Origin of the sequence: Haloarcula rubra, from assembly GCF_019599465.1 — an archaeon.
In the GTDB taxonomy this organism is placed as follows: domain Archaea; phylum Halobacteriota; class Halobacteria; order Halobacteriales; family Haloarculaceae; genus Haloarcula; species Haloarcula rubra.
Map to the genome: position 1 here is coordinate 607360 of NZ_RKLR01000003.1, position 20633 is coordinate 627992.

Below are 20633 nucleotides of genomic sequence, written 5' to 3' on the forward strand. Positions count from 1 at the left end.
GTATAAACTTCGTGGGAGTCAGGGGGCGTCGTCGGACTCGTCGCCGTCGTCCGCTGGTTCGATACCGGCGCGCTCGTGGAACGGTCCGGGTTCGCCGCGGGCCTGTCTCGCGGCCCGGGCCGCGACGCGACGGGCCAGTAGCACGGCGACGATGGCGGGGATAGCGAGCAGCGTCGCGACCAGCCCGGTTCGCTGGGTGACGAGCGAGGTCCCACCGGTGGACGCGTCGTAGGCGAGGGCGACGAGGACGGCCCCGACGCCGGCGACGACGAGGTAGAGGCCGCGGGCGAGCGCCGCGCTGGGCGTGGGGAACCGTCCGAGGTAGGCGGCGGGGAGCAACCAGCCCGCGAGCGCGAGGCCGACGAGCACGGCGAGCGACAGGCCGCCGACGGCGATGACGGCCGTGTACACCACCAGCGGCGCGATGGCGACGCCGAGTGCCAGTCCCGTCAGGGCGACCGCCCAGCCCGGTGCGCCGTCCCGTTCGTGTGCGAACGCGGCCGCCATCTGCTCGTCCAGTCGCGTCAGTTGCTCGTCGGTGAACAGCCGCTCTCCGCAGGACGAACACTCGTCAGTGAGCGTCTCGAGCGGCGCCCCACACGCCGGACATGTCGGTTCGCCGGCCTCGGACCGGTCGGCCATACGGGTCGCTTACCCCGCGAGGTGCTTGAGTGGTCCGGAGCGGACACCGACCCTCGGCGCTCGTGTGAGTCCGATGACGGACGTGACGGGGCCCGGCTATGACGACCCTATCAGGCCAAAGATTGGCTTTCGAGTCGGGCGGTGAACCGAGAGGACTGGGTAACGCGACCTTGTTCTCTGGCTCCTGTCACGGTAGACTTGGTAACAAAGTACAACGAGTGTGGACGACCGACTATGAGACAGTATCCGACCGACTCCTCGCGGCGAGACGTGATGAAGGCACTCGGTGGCGGTGCGCTGCTGTCCGGCATCGGTGGGACGGCGACGGCACAGGCCGACGACGGTCAACAGGACGGCGACGGTTCACAGACGGCCGACGGACAGAACAGCGTGCACGAAGTCCAGACCCGTATCCAGGTACCGGCCACGAACCCGAACCGTCCGCTGGACTTCTTCTATCAGCCGACTGGCCTGCACGTTCAGCCCGGCGACGTGGTGAAGTTCGTGTTCACGACCCCCGACCACAACGTCGTCGCCTATCACCCTCGCTTCGGGATGCGACGACGAGTGCCGACCGGCGTGGAGGGGTACTCCTCGCCAGTGCTCGGGTGGCGCCCCGGGTCGATAGCCGACGACCAGATAGCGCCGCCGTCGGAGATGGGTGGCGGCGAGGGTGAGGGTGACGGCGGTGACGATGGTGAAGGCGGTGGACAGACCGAGACCGGCGGGCAGGGCGACGACCAGCAGGCCGGCCCCCCGGAGCCTGTCTCGGACACGTGGCTACTGGCCTTCGAGACGCCGGGCGTGTACGACATGCTCTGTTCCCCCCACGAAGGGTTCGGGATGGCGATGCGCGTCGTCGTCGGCGACGTGACCGAAGCGCCCTTCGAGACGTCGACCCCGGAGAATCTGGCCGAGCCGCGGGCCGGACCGGTCGGCCTCGCCCGCGTGACGTTGACCGACCCGTCGCTCCGGCCGTCGGACATCGTCGAGGAGGGCACCGTCGACTGGCAATCACTCGAAGCCAACCAGACGCAGTCCGGGGAGTCCGAAGGGTGAGACGGCCCGGAGAGCCATGATAAACGACTAAATCCGGGCCGTCCGTCGGCCCGCCTATGCGACTGGAGGAGTACTGGGGCATCGGCCCGAAGACGTCCGACCTGTTGAGCGAGGAACTGGGCGTCGAACGGGCCGTCGAAGCCATCGAGTCGGCGGACACGCGTACACTCACGGCGGCCGGCCTCTCCAGAGGGCGGGCGACACGCATCCTCCGGCGGGCCACGGGAGCCGAGTCGATGGACCTGCTGGCCACCCGGGACACGCGCGACGTGTACAAGGAACTGCTGGACCTCGCCGAGGAGTACGCCGTCACGGCCGACGCGGCCGACAGGATTCGCGTCCTGACGCCGCTGCCGACCCGGGAAGCGATGACGGACCGCCTCGACGACGTACTGGCGGCCCGCGACACGTGGGCTGACCTCTCGGAGAGCGACCAGCAGGCCGTCCTCGACGCGTTCGAACGCTACGAGACCGGTGGCGAACGGGCGGCCGTCGAGACGGCGCTCGCACTGAAAGAGACGGGCGTCTCCGAGGGGGTGTTCGAGGCGGTCGCGAGTCTCGACGGCGACGCGCTCTCTGACGCTCGGGCCGCCCTCGCAGGTCTCGCTGGCGAGGGCGACCGCGTGGGCGAGGGCGCGGACGAACAACTCGACCGCCTGCGGACCCAACTCGGCCAGATAGAGGACCTCGCCGCGGCGACGCCCGACGTGGTCGAAGCGGTACAGGAGGGCGCGCGCCGCCCCGACGAGTTTCAGGACGCGCTGGTCCGGCACGTCACTGACGAGACGGGCGTCGACGGCACGCGGGTCAGGGACGCGATGCCCGGCGGAGCGACCGACGCACGGGACTTCGTGGACGCCGCCCTCCGGGAACTGCGCGCCTCGCTCCGGACCGCCGTCGAGGAACGGGAGCAGGCGGTCGCCGACAGCCTCGAAGACGACCTCGAAGCGGCGCGTGCGGACGTCGACGCCGCCGTCACCGCCGTCGGCGACATCGCACTGTGGGTGTCGCTGGCCCGGTTCGCCATCGCCTACGAACTGACCCGGCCGACCTTCGTCGACCGCGAGACCATCGCCGTCCGCAACGCCCGAAACCTCGCGCTCGCCGACACGGACGACGTCCAGCCGGTCACCTACGCGATCGGCGACCACACGCTGGAGGTCCACTCGGCGAACGACCCGCCCAGCGGCGACCGGGTGGCCGTCCTCACGGGGGCGAACTCCGGTGGGAAGACCACCCTGCTGGAGACGCTGTGTCAGGTCCAACTGCTCGCGCAGATGGGGCTCCCCGTCCCGGCCGAGGCCGCCGAGGTCGGACTGGTCGACACCGTCGTCTTCCACCGCCGGCACGCGTCGTTCAACGCGGGCGTCCTCGAGTCGACGCTCCGGTCGGTCGTCCCGCCGTTGACCGGCGGCGACCGGGCGCTGATGCTCGTCGACGAGTTCGAGGCCATCACGGAACCGGGCTCGGCGGCGAACCTGTTGCACGGCCTCGTCACGCTGACGGTCGACCGGGACGCGCTCGGCGTGTTCGTCACCCACCTCGCGGCGGACCTCGAGCCACTGCCCGACGAGGCCCGCACCGACGGCATCTTCGCCGAGGGGTTGAGTCAGGACCTCGACCTGCTGGTGGACTACCAACCGCGTTTCGGCACCGTCGGGAAGTCCACGCCGGAGTTCATCGTCTCCAGACTCGTCGCGAACGCGAACGACCCCGTCGAGCGGAGCGGGTTCGAGACGCTGGCCCGTGCCGTCGGCGAGGAGGCCGTCCAGCGGACCCTCTCGGACGCGCTCTGGACCGAGGGTGAGTAGTCAGGGCGACGCCCGCTCCGCCCGCCGGTCGACGCTCTCGTCGTCCTCCAGTCGACGCCGGACGTCGGCCAGCAACTGCGCGACCTCTCGCCGGTTGTACCACCTGACGAGGGGCGCGACGACGAACTCGGGCACCGGCCCCGGCACGTCGTACTCGGCGGCGTAGGTCAGTCTGGTGCCCCCGTCCTCGGGCGTGAAGGTCCACGATATCGTCCCCGTGAGGTCGCCGCGCATCTCGTAGACGATGCGGTCGTCCGGGTCGTACGTCGTCGCCACCACCTCGCCCTCGAACGAGAGCCCGAACATCCGGTAGACGTAGCGGGCACGGTTACCGCCGTTGGGACGCCGTTCGATACGTTCGGCCGTCCGGAGACTCGGCGTCACGGCGGCCTGATTGGTCGGTTCGTCCATGAACGCGAACACCTCCGACACCGGTGCGGCTATCCAGACGTCGTCGACGGTGCTGACGGCCATGGGCCAGATACGGTTCCGACGGACAAAACGGCCCCTGCTCGTAGGGGCGGGGGTTGACGTGGGTGTGGGTCCAACGTGGACCCGATGATACGACGACTCCTCCCACTCAGTTACGCGTGGATGGTCGGCCAGGGACTGCTCGCCGTGTTTCTCCCGCGGCAGGCCATCAAACTGAACGCGAAGTTCCTCCTCGCAGGCTACGAGAACCCCGGTGACCTCGAACCCAAAGACTGGTACGTCCGAGCGACGCGGATCGCCGGCGTCGGGATGCTAGTCACCGGCCTCACGGGTCTGCTCGCGGGGGACCTCGACACCGACGAGGATGTCGAGACGGTGGAAATCGAGAGCGAGGACGAGCGCGGCGACGGTCACCAGGTCGCCGAGTCGGACGAGTCGGTCTGATACCGGTCCTCGTCCAGTAGCGTCCCGCCGTAGGGTCTGAACTCGAAGCCGTGCTTCTCGGCGACGAGTTCCAGTTTCTCCTCCCGTTCGGCTATCGTGTCCGTCTCGAACCCCGCGTCCTCGACGGCCCCGACGAGTGCGTCGTCGCCGACGTGGCCCGACGCGTAGGCGTCGGCGACGGCGTTCCGGAACCCGTCGGCGTTGCGCCGCCGTCGGAGCGCCTCGTCGAATCGCGACTCGGCGTGCGAGCGGTCCGCGTCGGACGGGATGGACGCCAGAACCTCGACGGTCTCCTCGTCGTAGGCGGCCGCGCGGTCGAGAATCTGCGTGACCTGTGCTCTCGCCGTGAGTTCGGCCCACGCCTCGCGGTGAGCCGACGGCACGTACGCGTCGACGACGGTCGGCCAGTCGGTCGACCGCTCGGCGTCCTCGAACACCTCGGCGACGAACTCCGCGGCGTACTCGGGCGGAATCGACAGCGCCACGGACTGCTGTGGCTCCGCCTCGTCGGCCTCGCTCATCGCGGCCCACCCCCGTCGTGACCGTACTCACGACTCGGGGCCGGCCCGGGACCGCTCGGCGGGTGCTGGTCTCGCCGTCCCTGCTGGTCGTGGTCCGGGCCCGAGCGTGGGTCCGCCGGACTCGGGGCGTCCGACCCACCGGGGGGAGCGGCCATCGGTGGCGCGGACTCGTCGCCTCCCTGCCCGGGAATATCGATGTCCTCGGGGTCGGTGCCGCGGGCGTTCGCGAGGGCCACGCGGGCGGTCCGGCGCACGTCGTCGCTCCGGTCGGACAGCCCCTGCCGCTCCAGCGCTTCTTCGGCGCGGTCGGTCGCGAGTTCGCCGAGGCCGTCGGCGGCTTTCGCCCGGACGTAGGCGTTCGGTTCGCGAGCGAGGAGCGCGGCGAGGATGCGAACCGCCTCGTCGGTGTCCTCGGCCACCTCCGGGAGGAACTGTGCGGCGTACTCACGCGCGGCCGGGTGCGGGTCGGTCTTGATACGGTCGACGAGCAGATCGTGGTCGACGGCCCCGAGTTTCCCCAGCGCGATGGTCGCGTTGCGTCGAACCCACCCGCTGTCGTCGTCCAGCGCCGCCCGGAGCGCGTCGGTGTCGTCGGGAGCTGCACGGGAGAGCGCCACGACGGCCTCCGCGCGGACCCACTCGTGGTCGTCGCCGAGCGCCCGCCGAATCGCGTCGCCGCCCGCGCCGGCCAACCCGAGTGCCTCGACGGCGAACTGTCTGGTGTCCGGCCCGCCCGTCTCCGTGACGACGCGGGAGAGTGCGTCGACCGTCTCGTCCGCGAGGCCGTCCCGTTCGGCGACGTCGACCAGCGCGAGTGCGGCGCTGCGCCGCTGGCTCGGGTCGGTCAGACACTCGCGGAGGGACCGTTCGTCCTCGGCCGGTGCGCCGTCGCGGGCGCTGTGGTAGTCCTCTAAGGTCATCGTGCGAGCCTCCAGTAGGCGACGAGCCACGAGGCGACGATGGCGGAGACGGCGGTGCCGAGCATCCCACCGAACTCGCCGAACCCGGAGTCGCCGGCGCCACCGGAACTACCGGCGCTTCCGCCACTGTCGCCGGCGCTCGACGCGCCGCTCCCGCCGGAGCCGCTGGAACCGGACCCGCCGCTCTCGGGCGGTCGCAGTTCGCCGCTCTCGACGTCCAGCGTCGAGTACTGCAACGTGATGGACTTCTTGCCGTTGACCTCGTCGGCGCTACCGTTCCAGACGGCGAAGGCCAGATACACAGTCTCGGACCCGTCGAACGACGCGTCGAACTGACCCTCGGTCTGTCGCTTCCGGGTGAACGTCACCGCCCAGCCGTCGTCCGTACGTTCGCCGCGGGCCTGCACTGGCTGTGTGGGTGCGTGGCTCAGTGACCCGTACCCCTCGGCGTAGTAGTTCTGCGCGTAGTTCTCGTAGGCCGCCCGCGAGAGCGGGTTGCCGGCGGCCCGGCCGGGCTTGGTCTCGGCGTCCGGGTGCGGGTAGGCGTACATGTCGCCGGACCACTCCGAGGACTTGTTCCCGAACTGCCAACTGGACCGCCAGTACCAGATGTTGACCGGTTCGCCAGTGGCCCCCATGGTGATGGGCGGTTGGTCGCCGGCGCGGGCCATCACGGCGACGGCGTCGCTGTAGTTGCGCGGCGACCGGATGCCGTCGTCGCTGGTCGGGTCGACCCACGAGAGGCGGAGGGCGACGTGGCTCTCGTTGGTCGCCACCTGCACGTCCAGTTCGTCGGTCGACCCCCCGCCGTAGGGGACCGCCATCTGCTGTTTCTGGAGCGAGACGGTCCGAACTGGTGCGTCGTCCCACGTCGCCGCCGACGGCGAGGTCGGCGCGGTCGCGACCTGTGCGGTCGGTTGCGCACCGCTCGTGACCGCGGCGGCCACCGCGCCCTGCGCGAGGAGGACGCCGGCGGCCACGACGACGGCGACCAGCGTCGAGCGGACCGCCGCCTCGCCGTCGACGAGTTCGGAGCGGCGGAGTCGCGAGAGCGGGCCGGCGACGCTCATCGCGCCGTCACCCCCGGCGGCGACAGTTCGTCGGGCCGCGTCGGCGGGTCGGGGTGTACCGCGTCGTCTAGCTCGACGAGGGATTCCGCGAGGTCGGCGGCGGCCAGATACACCTCACAGTCGGTCGTCTCCCGCAGGTCGTGAGCCATCGCGGGGACGAACGGCGCGAGGTGGTTCGCCAGCGCCGCCGCCTCGATGCCCTGTATCTCCGTGGCCACCTCGTTCTCGCTCGGGTCGTCGGCCCGGTCGGCGACGACCGCTCGCTGACCGGCGGCGACCTGTAGCAGTTCCAGTTCGGTGACGACGTGGTCCTGCCGTTCGCCGAACGAGTCGCTCGGTTCGAGACCGACAGTCTCCAGCAGGCCGACGACGGCGGCGATGCGACGCTGTTGCTTGTCTATCTCCTCGCCCGCCGTGTAGTTGCCTTCGTAGGGAACGACCGGATAGGTCCCCTCGTCCGTCGGCAGGCCGAACAGGTCGGTGTAGGTCGACTGGAGGTCGGACGCGTCGGCGTCGGCGAGGGCCGCGGTGAACCGCGCCGCCTCGCTCGCGAGTCCGAGTCGGTCCGCGGCCTGCTCGATACCTTCGACGGCATCTTCGCTCTGTAGCTCCCTCAGTGTCTCCTCGTCGGGGTAGACGAAGGCCCCGGCCGTGGCGGCGTACAGCGCCGCCCGGGCGCTGTGGAACGCCGGGTCGGTCGTGTCGACGTCCGTGTCGGTCATGCTGTCCCCCGTCATGGTTGGTTCGTCCACTGTTCGCCCTCGCGGACCTCGATGTCCTCGTAGATGGGCATGTCGACGACCTTCTCGCCGTTCTGGTCCCACCCTTTCACGCGGTTCTCCTTCACGGTGTACGTCTCGACGAGGCGGGTCGTCGCGCCGAACAACTGGAGGATGCCAAGCACGTGGTGGCTCGGGTCTCGAACCCGCTCTTGTACGATTCGAACGGACTCCTCGTAGGTCGACCCGGGCCAGTCGTTGCGCTTCTGGTCGGTGTTCGGCGTGAACATCTGCGTGAGGAACTCCGGCGGGACGTGGTACGGCGGCATGTAGAACACCTGTGGCTGGGTCCCGAACTGCGGGTACAGCGGCAGGGCCACCTTCTCGTCGGAGTGGACGAGGTAGTTGATGGGCGACCGGCCGCCGGGTGCGTTGCCGCCGGGCGACGCCGCGTCGGGCCCGCGGTTGATGTTCCCGTGCAAGCGCGTCTTCCCGATACACGAGGAGACACACCGCGGGACGTTCCCCTCCTCGATGCGTGGGTAACAGCCGACCGGTTTCTCCGTGATGCCCGTCTCGGGGTTGTACATCGGCTTGTGATACGGACAGGCCTTCACACAGCGGCGGTAGCCGCGACAGCGTTCCTGGTCCAGCAGGACGATGCCGTCCTCCTCGCGCTTGTAGATGGCCTGTCGCGGACACCCGGCGAGACAGGCGGGGTTCTTGCAGTGGTTACAGAGGCGCGGGAGGTAGAACTGCCAGATGTCGTGGTACTCGTCGTTCTCCAGGTCGGACTCGACGACGTCGCCCCGGGGGTACTCGCCGTGGGCCTGGTCGTCGCCCAGCGCCGGGTACTCCCACGCCTCCTTCTGGGCGATGTAGCCCTTGACCTGTTCGTCGGCGTCGGCAGCCTCGAAGATGGTCTGGTCCTCCTCGAGTTCCGAGAGGAGTTTCATGTCCCATCCCATGGGGTAGCCGCCGTAAGGTTCGGTCTCGACGTTCATCCACCACATGTACTCTTCGCCCTCGCCGCTGGTCCACGTCGACTTGCAGGCGAACGAGCAGGTGTTACAGTTGATACATCGGTTCGTGTTGATGACCATCCCCCAGTGGTAGTCCCGCTCTTCCTCGCGATGTTCGTAGGGGTAGGGCTGTTCGCGACCGAGTTGTGGGTTGTAGGTTTTCGCCATCAGTTGCCACCTCCCTGCAGACTGCCGCCGATGTAGTCCTGCATCAGGTCGTCCCGTCTGGCGTCGCCGGGCCACCAGTCGGCCTCCTCGTACTTCTCGACGGTCACGAGGTCGTCCCTGTTGACGCCCGTCGGCGCCCACACCGTCTCCTCGTAGCCGTGTTCGAGTTCCGCACCGTGCCACGCGACGTCCTCGTCGACCACGTCGGAGACGTTCGGGTCGCCGAACACGCCCTTGTGGACGAGGTCGTCGGTCTCCTGACCGGGGTCCAGCCAGATGTTCGTCGTGACGTTGAACCCCTTGATGCCGTCCTCTGACGCCTCGTCGTCGGGGAAGTGCTGGGGCCACCAGCCGTGCCAGATGGTCAGTTGGCCCATGTCGCCGGCGTCGCCGGGTCGCTGGCGCTCGCTGACCATCACGCGCACGACGGTGTCGCCCCGGGTGCCGCTGATGCGGACGTAGTCCCCGTTCTCGACGCCGATATCCGCAGCGTCTGAGGGGTGCATCTCCACGAACGCCTCGCCCAGCGGCGGCGCGTCGCTGGTGTCGCCCTCCCCCTCCGGGAACGAGAAGTCGTCTATCAGGCGTTCGGTCCCCTCGGGGTCGGCGCTGACGCTCCCGAAGTCACGGGCCGACCAGACGAGGTTCCAGTCGGTCATGCCCCACGACGAGTGGGTCCGGTACTTCGAGTGGGGGGTGTTGTAGTAGAACTGGTACCCCTCCTCGTAGAGGTCGTTGGACCCCTCGCCGGCCTCGGGCCACTTCGCGTTCGGTTCGTACGGCGTCCCCTCGACGCTCTCGATGTGGTCCAAATCGTCCCGGTCGAGTTCGACGAACCGGTCTTCCTCCTTGTGGAACTCCATCCGTCCGGTCTTGGTGTAGAACGGTCGGTCGTCGTGAATCTGCGAGTAGAACGGGACTCGCGGGTAGGTCTTGAGGTTCAACCGCTCGGGGCCGTCTTCGAGGTCCTCGACGTCGATGTCCTGGGTGGTGATGCCGGCGTCGAACGCCGCCTGAATGTAGTTGGTCACGTCCCCGTCCTCGTCGAGGAACTCCGCGAAGTACTCGCGGTAGGAGTCGACGCGGCGCTCCTCCGGCGGAATCTTCTCGTCGAGTCGCTCGGCGACCAGCGCGATTATCTCGCCGTCCTGTTTGGTGTCGTACAGCGGGTCCATCACCCCGTGGTCCATCTGGACGAACGGGTTCTCCGGCCCGACGGTGATGTCCGGGTAGTCACACTCCAGCCACGAGGGCACCGGGAGCACGATGTCGGCGTGGCGGGCCGAGTAGGTCATGTGCATGTCCGAGACGACGAACAGTTCGTTCTCCGTCTCGGGGTGTTTCACGAAGTTCTCTATGACGTGCTCCTGGTGTTTCGTCTGGTTCAGGAGGTTGCAGTTCATCGTCCACAGGACCGAGGGCTTCGACATCGTGTAGGACTCGGCTCCTTTCGGCATCACCGGGTCCTCGGCGTCGCCCTGCGGGACGAGGTCCAGTTCCCGGTCGAAGTCCCCGCGAATCTCGTGGGGGTCCAGTCGCTCGCCGCCGAAGAAGGCGAGGGCGTAGCCGGGGTACATCCCGTGGGCCGAGTGGCCGTCGGGGTTGACGTACTGCGGATAGCCGTCCAGCAGTTCTATCTTGTACTGACCGGAGTAGTTGTAGTACCCACACCCCGGCTTGCCGACGTTGCCTAGCATCGACTGGACGAAGAAGATGGAGCGCTGGAGTGCGCTGTTGCCGTGGAACCAGTGGTTGATGCCCTCGCCGGTGAACCACTGTCCGTTCTCGGCGGCGGCGAACTCCCGGGCCGTCTTCGCCAGCGCGTCCGCGGGCACGGTCGTAATCTCCTCGACCTGTTCGGGCGAGTAGTTCTCCAGCACGTTCGTCTTCTGACGGGTGAAGTCCGTCCGGACGCCGACCGTCGACCCGTCGGCCAGCGAGAGGTCGGTGTCGGCCTCTAGTGTCGGCGTGACGGGCATCTCCTCGCCGACCTCCTCGCGGGAGACGGCGACGGGGTCTCCCGACTGGTCGAGGACGACGAACTCGCCCCACGCTTCCTCGCCCTCGGGTTCGCTGTGGTCCGGGAACACCTCGTGGGCGCGGAGGTACTTGTCGTCGTCGTCGCGGACCAGCAACGGCAGACTCGTGAACTGCCGCATGAACGCGGCGTCGTACAGGTCCTGCTGGATGACGACGTGGGCGACGCCGAGCGGTATCGCCGGGTCGGAGCCGGGCCGGATGGGGAGCCACCGGTCGCACTTCTGGACCGTCGGCGAGTAGTCGGGGTAGATGCCGACCATCTCCCCGCCGCGCTCGCGCATCTCCTGGAACCAGTGGTTGTCCGCGAGTTTGTTGTGGATGAGGTTCTTCCCCTGGATGATGGTGTAGTCGGACTTGCGCCAGTCGGCCGCGTCGGCGTCGCTCGTCTGGTAGCCGGTGGTGATGACGTGGCCCGGCGGCAGGTCGGCGTACCAGTCGTACTCCGTCCACTCACACCCGCCGAAGACGGATGCGAGGCGCCGGCCCGCGCCGTGGCGGGTGAACAGGCCGTCGGCCTTGATGGCGTTGAAGACGTGGAACCGCTTGTTGTCCTCCAGCGAGGCCATCTTCTCGGCCAGTAGGTCGATGGCCTCGTCCCACGAGACGCGCTCGAACTCGTCCTCGCCGCGGCCCTCGGGGTTCGGGTCGTCCGGGCTCCACCCCTTGCGGACCATCGGGTACTTGATGCGGGACGGTTCGAACGTGCGCCGGTGGAGCGTCAGTCCCTTCATACAGCCACGGGGGTTCCAGTTCTGGCTGACGCCGGCGTCCTCGTAGCCCGACGGCCCCACAGAGGGCTCCTCGTTGTGGTACACCTGCTCGGCGCGTATCGGCACGCCGTTCTTCATGTAGAAGTTCAGCGCACAGGACTGCGTGCAGTTGGGGTGACAGACCGTCCAGTCGACGGCGTCGTAGGCGTAGATGTCGTGGTACACCTGTTCCCAGTCGCGGTTCGGATACGACGTGAGCGGGTTCTCGACGCTCGTCACCGGGTCCGTCGCTTGCGAGGCACCCCAGCCACTGCCGACGAGTGCGCCGATGGCACCGGCACCGGCCGCACTCAGGAAGTCACGGCGTGACAGTGTCACGGGGCACCACCCCAGTTCCGCTGTCGGTGGTGGCGTGTGTACATCACCAGTCGGTACGGACATCGACGTCTTGTATCGAGAGCCGCGTTCCAGCACGCTCGGAACGGGTGCGAATACGTCCGGGACAATCGTTTAGGAAGGGTGGAACGACAGTTCACACGGAGCCCCAATGTTGCGGTCGTTTTTCCGCTGGGTCGCGCTACCGCTCTTGCGGCACGGCGTCGAGCGGCGACGTCTCTCGTATCCGTCGTTTGACTGTGAATACGCAGAAGCCCGCGGGGTTACCGACGGCGGGTGCGTCGGCGTCTCTCGTCGCTATCCGTCCGTTCTCGTCGCTGTTCGGCGATGGCGAGTAGGTACGTAGGTCGCATAGTGCCTCCGCCCCCGCCGGGAGTCGAACCCGGTCCCGGACCGTGCCGGTGTCCGCCAGTGGACGCGGGGGCACCGAGGGGTGGAGCGACGCGTCAGGTCGCCTCGACGGTGAGGTCGCTCACCGAGGTGATGCCGAACCCGTCGGCGAGTCTGTCGGCTACCGCCGTCTCTGGGTCGGCGTCCGCGGGGACGGCGATGCTGACGGTCAGGTCAGCGTCCACGCGGATGTCGGTGAACGTCGGTCGGACGCTGGTCACGCGGTCGACGGTGACGGCCGAGACGCCGTCGACGCCCTCGACGACGGCGGCGACGCCGCTCTCCAGGTCTTCGGTCCCGCCGCGGGGGACCCGGAGCGAGACGTCGGCCGATGCGTCGACGGGGACGGTCGCATGGAGCGACATACGCCGACGGCCGGAGTCGAACCGGCCCCGAGACGGGGGCTCGCCAATCGAGCACGTCGGGAGGAGCGACGGACGCGTCGCTCGGTGGAGACGTGTCTGTGTGACGGTGCGTGACTCCCGACGACCGGCGGCAGTCGATGGCCGACACCACGTAGATACCGTCGTGGGTATCGGCGAAATCGACGCGACCGTCGAGCCGTTCGACGGCGTCGCCGACGTCGGGATTCGAAATCGAGGCTCCACCGCAGTGGGTGTCCGCGCGACCGGACGGCCGTCCCACGGTGGCGCTGTGCCCCTACGCTGCGGGGTGAAGCGGACGGGCGCTCACCCGACCACACCAGCCCCCAGCAAGAGACACCGGATACGCGGCAGCGATGCCGCGTCCGGCGGCCCACCCGCCGGCGAACGGCCGGCGTGCGATGGGCGAAGACGTCGGGGCAGGAGTGGTACGGGTCATGTGAACACCTCGTCGGTCTGCGTGACGTATCTACACCATCAGGAGGTGACATATTAAATCTATTGTACGTTCGTGACCGATTGACACGGTTTCGTTCCGTCGAGGGAACGATACCGAATCGCCGTGGTCGTCGAATCCCGTGTGGTGTCGGCAGGGGACGCTGGGGCAGTCGCCGTCTCGAACACCATCGCGCCGGTTCCTACCGGCTGAGAACACCCCTCAGTTTTTACCCCCGTCTGTAACCGACCCACAGACAGGGACGACCGGTCACCGGTGACCCGGTCGCCGGGTCGTCCAACACCACACCCATGACTGGTTCGATGACACGACGACAGTTCGCACAGGCGACTGCCGGTGCGGTCGCACTGGGCGCTACGACGGCGACGGTATCGGCACAGCAGGGACCCGACTACGGCGGGTGGTTCGACGGCGTCGGGAACTTCGACGGCACGGTCGACGAGACGGGACAGGACACCGTCGAGATAACCGTCGGTGCCGAGGGCAACGGCGGCGCGTTCGCCTTCGACCCGGCGGCGGTCCGCGTCTCGCCCGGGACCGAAGTCGTCTGGACGTGGACCGGAGAGGGCGGCGGCCACAACGTCGTCTCCGACGGCGACGGCCCCCTCGACTCCGGCGGCCTCGTCTCGGAGGCGGGCACGACGTACTCGTACACGTTCGACAGCGAAGGAGTCTACAAGTACGTCTGTGAACCCCACGCAGGGCTCGGGATGAAGGGCGCCGTCGTCGTCGGGTCGGCCTCGGGCGGCAGTAGCGGTGGCAGTACCGCGACGGCGACAGCGAGCGGCGACAGTGAGAGCAGCCGTGGGAACGCGACGAGCGGTGACGGCGGCCGGACGGGGTCCGCCAGCGGCCCCGTCACCGCGCTCGCGGCCGTCATCGCGATGGCGTTCCTCTCGCCGCTGGCCTTCGCCGCACTCATGCGGCGCAAGGCGAACCAGATGGACCGACGCCGCTGACGGTCTGGTCGAACCCGTACCGCTTTCTCCCCGGCGTCCCGAAAGTCGAGTGATGCCGTTCGACCTCCGAGAACACACGGCGGACGTCGCCGTCGAAGCGACCGGCCAGACGATAGACGAGACGTTCGCCGCCATCGCCGACGGTCTCGCCGCCGCGATGTGCGACGCGGTCCCCGACGAGGGGAGTCGGTTCGACCTGACCGTCACCGCCGAGTCGCGCGAGGCGCTGCTGTTCGACTACCTCGACCAGTTGATATACGAGCGAGACGTGCGGAACGTCCTCCCCGTCGACAACGACGCGACGGTCGGTGGTAGCGGCGACGAGTGGCGCGTCGCGGCCAGCGCCCGGGGGGTCCCGCTCTCGGCAGTCAGCGCTCGCGAAGTCAAGGCGGTCACGTACTCGGAGATGGCCCTCGAAGCGACCGACGACGGCTGGCGGGCGTACGTGGTCTTCGACGTCTAGTCCAGTCGGTCGCCGCAGTTCGGGCAGAACGACACCTCGGCGTCCGCGGCTATCGTCTCGCCACAGGCGTCACAGGCGTCCGGCGACGAGTCCTCGCGGTCGAACGAGAACACGGCCGTATCGTCCTCCCACTCGTCGTCCGTCCCGTCCTCGTCAGGTGCCATCCCGTCGACGGTCGCTACCTCCGTCGTTGCGTCACTGTCGCCGGGAGCGGGTTCGTCCGGCGTGAACACCCGGGTGTGAGAGCGGTCGTCGTCGGACTCGTCGGCCGCCGCGTCGGGGTCGGTCTCCGACGGCGCGTCGCCGACCGGGGCGGCGTCGCTCCCGGCCGTCCCGTGGCCGGCAGTCCCGTCGTGGTTCTCGGCGCTGTCGCCGTGACTCACGGGGGGCATAATCGGGAACCGCTGGCCCGGGCGTCGCGTCGGGTTCGCCAGCGGTGCCCGCATCCGAACGGCGGTTCCAGCGACGAGTTGGACCGCGAGGTAGGCCGTCGCGAGGAGTGCCGGCACCGCGACGAGACCGGCCAGCGCGTCGGCCGGAGTCATATCGGCGAGTGTCAGGCCAGTCTCGACCACCGTCGGTACCCCCGCCCGCGCTACCGGCCCGCGTGCCGTCGCACTCAGGTCGGAGATGAGCGTCCCCGCGACGAGCACTCCACCGGCCAGCGCCGCGACGGCGGCGGCGAGCAACGCCGTGAACAGTCGCGGGACCGACAGCGTGTAGACCCGGTAGCCGTACGCGACGGTGCGGACGAGCAAGTGGACGCTCGCGACGAGGATTATCGCCGTCAGCGCCGCCGACCGCCCGGTAGTGACCGTCGCCGCCAGACTCCCGAACAGCACCAAGCCCGGCGGTGCGAGGAGGAGACTCGGGTGGTCCAGTCGGTACCGGTTGTCGAGGTTCCCGTGTTCGTTGACGAACCGTCGGCCGGCGAGGGCGGACACGACGGTGGCAGGGAGGAGAACCCACAGCACCAGTCCGATCACCGACAGACCGGTCACGGTGGCGCCGCCGACCGTCGTCACACCGCCGTTCGCCAGCCCCGGTGTGGCGCTCCCGACCGCTATCCCCGTCGCGAGTACCCAGAGGCCGTAACTGAGGGCACCCACCACTCCCCCGACGAGCACCCACGACTCGCTCCGTAGCAACGAAATCGACCGTCGAAACTCCGCGACTGGAACGCCGTCAGCCATTACTGGGGTATCTCCGAGGGGCGGCTTAGTTCGTGTGGTCCGGTCAGGGCGCGCGAATCGTGACGGTGGCGACGCCGGACAGTTGGAGTTCGTCGCCGGGCGAGACCGCTTCGCGGTCGCCCTTCTGCAAGGTTCGACCGTTCAGGCTGGTCGGGTTGTCGCCGAGGTCGACGAGATAGAAGGCGTCGGACTCGCGGACGAACCGGACGTGTTCGCGGTGGACGCGAACCGCCTCGTCCTCCGGCCGACCGGCGTCGGTCAGTGCCGCGCGGACCTCGCGGCCGACCGTGTCGCCGTCCTCGACGGGAATCTCCCGACCGCGGACCTCGAGGACGAGCGAGTCGGGCACCGGGTCCGACCCGCTCTCGTCGTCGGACTGCGCTTCGAGCGCTTCGACGGCGTCCTCGGCCGCCGTGCCGGTCTGGGATGGGGCGTCAGTCTCCGCGTCGTCGCTGTGGGAGTCGGTCGCCGTCTCGTCGTCCTCCCCCGCGTCGCCCTCGTTGCGGTGGGCGTCGAGGTTCTCGCCACACTCGACACAGAAACTGTCCGTCTCGTCGACGTCGGTGCCGCAACTGGGACACTCGGTGAGCGGGGCGGCCGGTTCGACCTCTCGGACGTCGGCCCCACACTCCACACAGAAGTTCGCGTCGGCGTCCAGTTCCGTCCCGCAGTCCGGACAGTCGATGGTCGACGGGGCGTGGTCGGTAGCGGTCGTCTCGTCCGCGTCCGCTGCCTCCGCGTCCGTCTCGCTCGCACCGTCCTCCCCCGCGGCCGCGTCGCCCTCTGCGGTCGCTGGGTCGGCCTCCGTCGCCGCCTCGGTTCCGGCGTCGTCCGTCGGCGTCTGTTCGGCCGCCTCTGCTGCGGATTCGGCGTCGCCGGCCTCTGCCGCCTCGTCGGTATCTTCGTCTGTCGCGGTCGCTTCGGTGGCCTCCGAGAGCAAGTCGCCGTCGCCGTCGTCGGTGGCCGCCGTCTCGTCGTCGGCCTCGCTCTCGTCGTCGGTGTACTGCCACTCGCCACACTCCGTGTTCGTACACCACCCACCCGCGACCGTCGGGTCGAAGGCCTCCCCACAGATTGGGCACTCTACGGTCTGTCCGGTGCTCGCGTCTGACATACTCGTTCGTGAGCGGTTTTCACGGGGAGAAAGAAAACAGTTGCCCCCTCACTCCTCCGACATGATGACCGTCTCGCGGTCGGAGACGTCCACGTCCGGGTCGACCGCCCGTATCGGTAAGCCGCCGCTACTCGGCGTCTCGGGGAGCGCGTCGTCCTCGAACAGCAGCACCGAGACGTTGTCCTTCCCGCCGCGGTCGTTGGCCAGCGAGACGTACTCGGCGGCGGCGGCGTCGAGCGACTCGGCATCGAGCAGGACGTCTCGAATCTCGTCGTCGGTGACGACGGCCTCACGGACCGTCTCGGCCGCCTCCTCGGATTTCTCCGCCTCGACGTACTGCTCGTAGAGAGCGGGTGCGTCCGTCTGGGCGTCGATGAGACCGTCGCTCGTCGCCAGTACCGTGTCTTCGGCGAACAGACGAACGGTCCGGGTGTCCACGTCGACCATCGCCCGGTCGGGGTCCTCGTGGCCCGACCCGCCGAGCGCCCGGGTTATCTCGTTGCCGTTCGGGTGGACGTGGGCCTCCACGGAATCTATCTCGCCGGCGTCCTCCCACTCCTGAACGACGGCGTGGTCCTTCGTGAGGCGGACGAGCTCCTCGCGGGCGTGGTTGACGAGATAGGCCCGACTGTCGCCCACCCACCCGAGGTGGAGTTTCCCGTCGGCGTAGACGCCGGCGACGACGGTGGTGTACGACTGGGTACCCGACTCGCTGGCGTACCGGAGTATCTCCCGGTGAGCCTCCACCACGGCGTTCTCGACGGCCGTCTGGACGTCTTCCGGCCCGAGTACGTCCGGGAGGACTGCGGGGTCTATGTCCACGTCGAAGCCGTCGGGATGGCTCCTGACCGCCCGGATGGCGACGGGAGCGAGGCGTTCGGCGACGACTGTCGTGGCGATGTAGGATGCAGCGTCGCCCGCGTCGTGGCCGCCGGCACCGTCGGCGAGGACGAACACGCCGGCCGAGCGGTTCACAGGGCGTTCGGCCTGCCCGTCGCCCGCGTCTCCGCCGTCGACAGGTGGCCGTGTCTGCCCGCGATAGCCGTCTCGGTGACCCTCCTCGAAGACGGTCATCGAGAGGCTGTCCTCGTTGATTCCCTGTCCGCGCTTCCGGTCGCCGATGTCGTAGTTGGTTGCGTATCGCATGGTTACTCCGAGTCGAACTCGAACGTGACGCCGTAGGTCGGGTGGACGAGCGAGACGAGGTCACCGTCCCGGAGCCGAATCGACTCCGGCGGCACGTCGCCGTGGCGGTCGGTCGGGTCCTCGCCCTCGCTCCGGAGGCGTTCACGTCCCGCTTCACACAGCACCCGCTGCCATCCGGACCCCTTCTGGACGAACGTGCCGTTGAGGCTCCGGTCGACGAGGTACCAGTCGTCGCCCTCCGTGTCGAACTGGACCTGCACCGAGGAGATGTACTCGCCCTGCGGGTCGTCGATGGTGATGGATGCCGGCGGCCCAGTCGCTCCCGCCCGCCCGATGGTGTCACCGGGTTCGACGGTGAACCGCTGGTCGGCCTGTATGTACCGCACCGACGCCGTCGCCGGCGGGGTCGGGTCCCTCGCTTCGAGGACGTCCCTCAGGACCGTCGCGTTCCGGTAGCGCTGGCGATAGTCCGACTGCGTCGCTCGCTCGACTATCTCCGCGAGGTCGTCCGGGCAGTCCGCGCCGAAGTCCTGCGGGTTGACGCCGTCTTTCTTCGGCACACTGCCCTTGAGCAGGAAGAGCAGAATCTTCCCGATGGAGTAGACGTCGGACCACGGCCCCTGCCGGACGTCGGTCCGACTCGCTTCGGCGACCTCTCTGGGTTTGAACGGGCCGAGAATCGTCGTTCCGGTGTTGCCCGTCGACGGGTCACCCGTCGCGTCGAACCCCGTCGCCGTGTTGAAGTCGATGAGCGTCGGCGTGATGTCGGGCGTGAGCATCACGTTCTCCGGTTTCAGGTCCCTGTAGACGATTTCGTTCTCGTGGATGAACCCCATCGCGTCCGCGAGGTCGATGCCTATCTGTCGCACCTGTTCGGCGTCGACGGGGCCGTGTTGCTCGATGACCTCGTCGAGTTCGATGCCGCCCACGACGAGTTCGACGACGAGGAACGGCGTCCCGCGGTCCTCGACCGTCTCGTACAGCGCCATCACGTTCTCGTGGCCACCCGCGGCAGCGATGCGTTCGAGCGTCTCGGCCTCCTTCTGGAAGTACTCCTCGATGACGCTCCGGTCGTTCTGTGACTCGCTGTAGTTGGGGTGTTTCAGGACGACGTCGTCGCCGGTCTGGGTGTCGAGTGCACGGTAGGCCTTCGCGAACCCGCCCTTGCCGAGGAACTCGGCGAGTTCGTAGCGGCCGGCGACGACGTCGCCGGGTTCGGGTTCCCACGCCATGGTCACGGTCCGTCGGTCGGTCCTCGCCCGCCGTCGTCCGCCGAGGCCGCCGTCACTTCTGGAGGCCCTCGTCGGTGACTATCTTCGTCGCCTTGCTCTGTTCCTCTCGCCCCCCTTCCATCACGATTTCCGTCTGGCGTTCGGCCGCCTCGACGGCCTCCGTGTCGGCGCCGTGGACCTGCGTCATCCGCTCTATCTGGGTCTGGGCCTCGGCGACGTTGCCCTTGCCGAGTTCCGTCTTGATGACCGTCTGCCGGTGGTCGACGTCGACCTCCTCGTTGTGCTCGCCGAGTTTCTCGGGGTCGTCGGTGTACTCGACGGTTATCGCCCCGGTGGCCGTCTCGCCGTCGGCGGTCAGCGTCACGTCCGCGAGCGTGACTTCCTGTCCGATGTCGCGGGCGGGCGCGTGCACCTTGAGGACGACCCGCTGTGTCTCGCGGTCCAGCAGGTCAGGGAGTTTGACGACCGTCGTGTTGGCTTCCCACTCCGGCGTGACCTCCTGTGTCTGGGGGAGCGCACGGTAGACTTCGCTTACCTCGACGCCGTCGGCCACGTCCAGTTCCAGTCGGGCGTCGGGAGCGACGACGGTGCCGGCCTCCTCGACGGCGTCGCCGAAGAAGTCCTCGATGTCGCCGGCCGCGTCGAGGTGGGTCCACTCCCCGCGGGCGACGCTCCCGAGCGTCCGGATGGTCTCCTCGCGGTAGTCGCTCCCGATGCCCGCGGACTTGATGCGGATGCCCTCGCCGTCTATCTCGCGGGCCAGCGTCTCGAACTCCGGCGTGTCGTGGGTGTTGTCCTTCCCGTCCGAGAGCAGGAGGACGCGGCGAGCGGTGTTGCCGTCGTCCGGGAGCTGCCGGAGCGACTCCGCCGCCGCCGCGAGACCCCGGTACATGTCCGTCCCGCCGCCGGCCGCGATGTCGGCGACCGCCTCCATCGCCGCCTCGCGGGAGACGTCGCCCCACCGCGTCGCCTCCAGCACGACGTGGACGTCGCTGTCGAACGCGACGATGGAAACGTAGTCGTCGTCTTCGAGCAGTCCGAACACCCACTCGGCGCCGGACCGAGCCCGCTCTATCTCGTCGCCCGCCATCGACCCGCTCGCGTCGATACACAGCGCTATCTGTCGCGTCGGCCGCTCGTCCTGCTGTCCCGGCTCGACCTCTATCTCGGCGGTGAGTTTCGCCCCGGTCCCCGGGACGTACGGCCGGTTAACGTCGGTCACGACGTTGGCGGTCATACTGTTAAGAGGGTCTTACGACCTAATTATAAGTTTTCCCCACCGTGAACTCGGGCGACACGCCGTAGTTTGTCGGTTCCCGCCCCGTTCGATAATCCTTAATAG

The 20633-nt window shown here is 68.6% G+C and carries 19 protein-coding genes; 5 read left to right on the forward strand and 14 right to left on the reverse strand.

The annotated features are described in order from the left end of the window. Nucleotides 1-18 precede the first annotated feature (18 nt). Complete coding sequence (locus EGH21_RS11515) at nucleotides 19-642, reverse strand: zinc ribbon domain-containing protein (protein WP_220618611.1); 624 nt, start codon at nucleotides 640-642, stop codon at nucleotides 19-21. A 234-nt stretch (nucleotides 643-876) separates the two neighbouring features. On the opposite strand from EGH21_RS11515, the gene EGH21_RS11520 reads away from it, so the two are divergent. Further along, on the forward strand, nucleotides 877-1701 hold the full coding sequence (locus EGH21_RS11520; RefSeq protein ID WP_220618612.1) for a cupredoxin domain-containing protein: 825 nt from the start codon (nucleotides 877-879) through the stop codon (nucleotides 1699-1701). Between the two features lie 56 nt (nucleotides 1702-1757). Continuing rightward, nucleotides 1758-3512: a MutS-related protein gene (locus tag EGH21_RS11525; RefSeq protein ID WP_220618613.1), complete on the forward strand. Its 1755-nt coding sequence runs from the start codon at nucleotides 1758-1760 to the stop codon at nucleotides 3510-3512. On the opposite strand, the gene EGH21_RS11530 is transcribed toward EGH21_RS11525, so the two are convergent. Beyond that, on the reverse strand, nucleotides 3513-3986 hold the full coding sequence (locus EGH21_RS11530) for an SRPBCC family protein (protein ID WP_220618614.1): 474 nt from the start codon (nucleotides 3984-3986) through the stop codon (nucleotides 3513-3515). It abuts the gene before it with no gap. Nucleotides 3987-4070: 84 nt separating this feature from the next. Here EGH21_RS11530 and EGH21_RS11535 point away from each other — a divergent pair, with 84 nt between their 5' ends. Continuing rightward, on the forward strand, nucleotides 4071-4388 hold the full coding sequence (locus EGH21_RS11535; protein WP_220618615.1) for a DUF6199 family natural product biosynthesis protein: 318 nt from the start codon (nucleotides 4071-4073) through the stop codon (nucleotides 4386-4388). Here the strand turns inward: EGH21_RS11535 and EGH21_RS11540 are convergent. From EGH21_RS11540 to EGH21_RS11570, 7 genes are all read right to left on the reverse strand, one after another. Next, nucleotides 4355-4909: a hypothetical protein gene (locus EGH21_RS11540; protein ID WP_220618616.1), complete on the reverse strand. Its 555-nt coding sequence runs from the start codon at nucleotides 4907-4909 to the stop codon at nucleotides 4355-4357. The genes EGH21_RS11535 and EGH21_RS11540 overlap by 34 nt on opposite strands. Continuing rightward, nucleotides 4906-5829, reverse strand: a complete 924-nt coding sequence (locus EGH21_RS11545) for a HEAT repeat domain-containing protein (RefSeq protein WP_220618617.1) — start codon at nucleotides 5827-5829, stop codon at nucleotides 4906-4908. The genes EGH21_RS11540 and EGH21_RS11545 overlap by 4 nt, the downstream gene beginning before the upstream one ends. After that, nucleotides 5826-6899, reverse strand: a complete 1074-nt coding sequence (locus EGH21_RS11550; RefSeq protein WP_220618618.1) for an ethylbenzene dehydrogenase-related protein — start codon at nucleotides 6897-6899, stop codon at nucleotides 5826-5828. Before EGH21_RS11550 ends, EGH21_RS11545 begins: the two co-directional genes overlap by 4 nt. Then, nucleotides 6896-7636: a TorD/DmsD family molecular chaperone gene (locus EGH21_RS11555; protein ID WP_236035495.1), complete on the reverse strand. Its 741-nt coding sequence runs from the start codon at nucleotides 7634-7636 to the stop codon at nucleotides 6896-6898. Before EGH21_RS11555 ends, EGH21_RS11550 begins: the two co-directional genes overlap by 4 nt. Beyond that, nucleotides 7633-8808: a 4Fe-4S dicluster domain-containing protein gene (locus tag EGH21_RS11560; RefSeq protein WP_220618619.1), complete on the reverse strand. Its 1176-nt coding sequence runs from the start codon at nucleotides 8806-8808 to the stop codon at nucleotides 7633-7635. Before EGH21_RS11560 ends, EGH21_RS11555 begins: the two co-directional genes overlap by 4 nt. Next, a complete protein-coding gene (locus EGH21_RS11565; protein WP_220618620.1) occupies nucleotides 8808-11936 on the reverse strand; it encodes a molybdopterin-containing oxidoreductase family protein in 3129 nt (1042 codons plus the stop codon). The genes EGH21_RS11560 and EGH21_RS11565 overlap by 1 nt, the downstream gene beginning before the upstream one ends. Before the next feature lie 464 nt (nucleotides 11937-12400). After that, nucleotides 12401-12709 carry a hypothetical protein gene (locus EGH21_RS11570; protein WP_220618621.1) on the reverse strand — a complete coding sequence of 103 codons (309 nt, stop codon included), beginning with the start codon at nucleotides 12707-12709 and terminating at the stop codon, nucleotides 12401-12403. A 777-nt stretch (nucleotides 12710-13486) separates the two neighbouring features. On the opposite strand from EGH21_RS11570, the gene EGH21_RS11575 reads away from it, so the two are divergent. Next, entirely contained in the window at nucleotides 13487-14143 is a 657-nt protein-coding gene (locus EGH21_RS11575; protein ID WP_236035496.1) for a halocyanin domain-containing protein, read from the forward strand. 52 nt (nucleotides 14144-14195) lie between these two features. After that, nucleotides 14196-14606, forward strand: a complete 411-nt coding sequence (locus EGH21_RS11580; protein WP_220618623.1) for an archease — start codon at nucleotides 14196-14198, stop codon at nucleotides 14604-14606. Here EGH21_RS11580 and EGH21_RS11585 read toward each other — a convergent pair. Genes EGH21_RS11585 through EGH21_RS11605 form a run of 5 tightly spaced genes read right to left on the reverse strand, consistent with a single transcriptional unit; the run spans nucleotide 14603 to nucleotide 20528 of the window. Further along, the gene (locus tag EGH21_RS11585) at nucleotides 14603-15799 is read right to left on the reverse strand and encodes a zinc ribbon domain-containing protein (RefSeq protein WP_220618624.1); all 1197 of its coding nucleotides are present in this window, start codon (nucleotides 15797-15799) and stop codon (nucleotides 14603-14605) included. The two genes, EGH21_RS11580 and EGH21_RS11585, sit on opposite strands and share 4 nt — an antisense overlap. 43 nt (nucleotides 15800-15842) lie before the next feature. Continuing rightward, the gene (locus tag EGH21_RS11590) at nucleotides 15843-16913 is read right to left on the reverse strand and encodes a double zinc ribbon and FHA domain-containing protein (protein ID WP_220618625.1); all 1071 of its coding nucleotides are present in this window, start codon (nucleotides 16911-16913) and stop codon (nucleotides 15843-15845) included. Nucleotides 16914-16961: 48 nt separating this feature from the next. After that, entirely contained in the window at nucleotides 16962-18059 is a 1098-nt protein-coding gene (locus EGH21_RS11595; protein WP_220618626.1) for a PP2C family protein-serine/threonine phosphatase, read from the reverse strand. A gap of 2 nt (nucleotides 18060-18061) precedes the next feature. Next, nucleotides 18062-19291 (reverse strand): FHA domain-containing serine/threonine-protein kinase, encoded by a 1230-nt coding sequence (locus EGH21_RS11600; RefSeq protein ID WP_220618627.1) that lies wholly within the window; start codon nucleotides 19289-19291, stop codon nucleotides 18062-18064. 52 nt (nucleotides 19292-19343) lie between these two features. Then, the gene (locus EGH21_RS11605) at nucleotides 19344-20528 is read right to left on the reverse strand and encodes a vWA domain-containing protein (RefSeq protein WP_220618628.1); all 1185 of its coding nucleotides are present in this window, start codon (nucleotides 20526-20528) and stop codon (nucleotides 19344-19346) included. Between the last annotated feature and the right edge of the window lie 105 nt (nucleotides 20529-20633).

Bases quoted from the DNA above. Each gene is read 5' to 3' on its own strand.
- EGH21_RS11515 (WP_220618611.1), bottom strand. From the start codon at position 642: ATGGCCGACCGGTCCGAGGCCGGCGAACCGACATGTCCGGCGTGTGGG.
- EGH21_RS11520 (WP_220618612.1), top strand. From the start codon at position 877: ATGAGACAGTATCCGACCGACTCCTCGCGGCGAGACGTGATGAAGGCA.
- EGH21_RS11525 (WP_220618613.1), top strand. From the start codon at position 1,758: ATGCGACTGGAGGAGTACTGGGGCATCGGCCCGAAGACGTCCGACCTG.
- EGH21_RS11530 (WP_220618614.1), bottom strand. From the start codon at position 3,986: ATGGCCGTCAGCACCGTCGACGACGTCTGGATAGCCGCACCGGTGTCG.
- EGH21_RS11535 (WP_220618615.1), top strand. From the start codon at position 4,071: ATGATACGACGACTCCTCCCACTCAGTTACGCGTGGATGGTCGGCCAG.
- EGH21_RS11540 (WP_220618616.1), bottom strand. From the start codon at position 4,909: ATGAGCGAGGCCGACGAGGCGGAGCCACAGCAGTCCGTGGCGCTGTCG.
- EGH21_RS11545 (WP_220618617.1), bottom strand. From the start codon at position 5,829: ATGACCTTAGAGGACTACCACAGCGCCCGCGACGGCGCACCGGCCGAG.
- EGH21_RS11550 (WP_220618618.1), bottom strand. From the start codon at position 6,899: ATGAGCGTCGCCGGCCCGCTCTCGCGACTCCGCCGCTCCGAACTCGTC.
- EGH21_RS11555 (WP_236035495.1), bottom strand. From the start codon at position 7,636: ATGACGGGGGACAGCATGACCGACACGGACGTCGACACGACCGACCCG.
- EGH21_RS11560 (WP_220618619.1), bottom strand. From the start codon at position 8,808: ATGGCGAAAACCTACAACCCACAACTCGGTCGCGAACAGCCCTACCCC.
- EGH21_RS11570 (WP_220618621.1), bottom strand. From the start codon at position 12,709: ATGTCGCTCCATGCGACCGTCCCCGTCGACGCATCGGCCGACGTCTCG.
- EGH21_RS11575 (WP_236035496.1), top strand. From the start codon at position 13,487: ATGACACGACGACAGTTCGCACAGGCGACTGCCGGTGCGGTCGCACTG.
- EGH21_RS11580 (WP_220618623.1), top strand. From the start codon at position 14,196: ATGCCGTTCGACCTCCGAGAACACACGGCGGACGTCGCCGTCGAAGCG.
- EGH21_RS11585 (WP_220618624.1), bottom strand. From the start codon at position 15,799: ATGGCTGACGGCGTTCCAGTCGCGGAGTTTCGACGGTCGATTTCGTTG.
- EGH21_RS11590 (WP_220618625.1), bottom strand. From the start codon at position 16,913: ATGTCAGACGCGAGCACCGGACAGACCGTAGAGTGCCCAATCTGTGGG.
- EGH21_RS11595 (WP_220618626.1), bottom strand. From the start codon at position 18,059: ATGCGATACGCAACCAACTACGACATCGGCGACCGGAAGCGCGGACAG.
- EGH21_RS11600 (WP_220618627.1), bottom strand. From the start codon at position 19,291: ATGGCGTGGGAACCCGAACCCGGCGACGTCGTCGCCGGCCGCTACGAA.
- EGH21_RS11605 (WP_220618628.1), bottom strand. From the start codon at position 20,528: ATGACCGCCAACGTCGTGACCGACGTTAACCGGCCGTACGTCCCGGGG.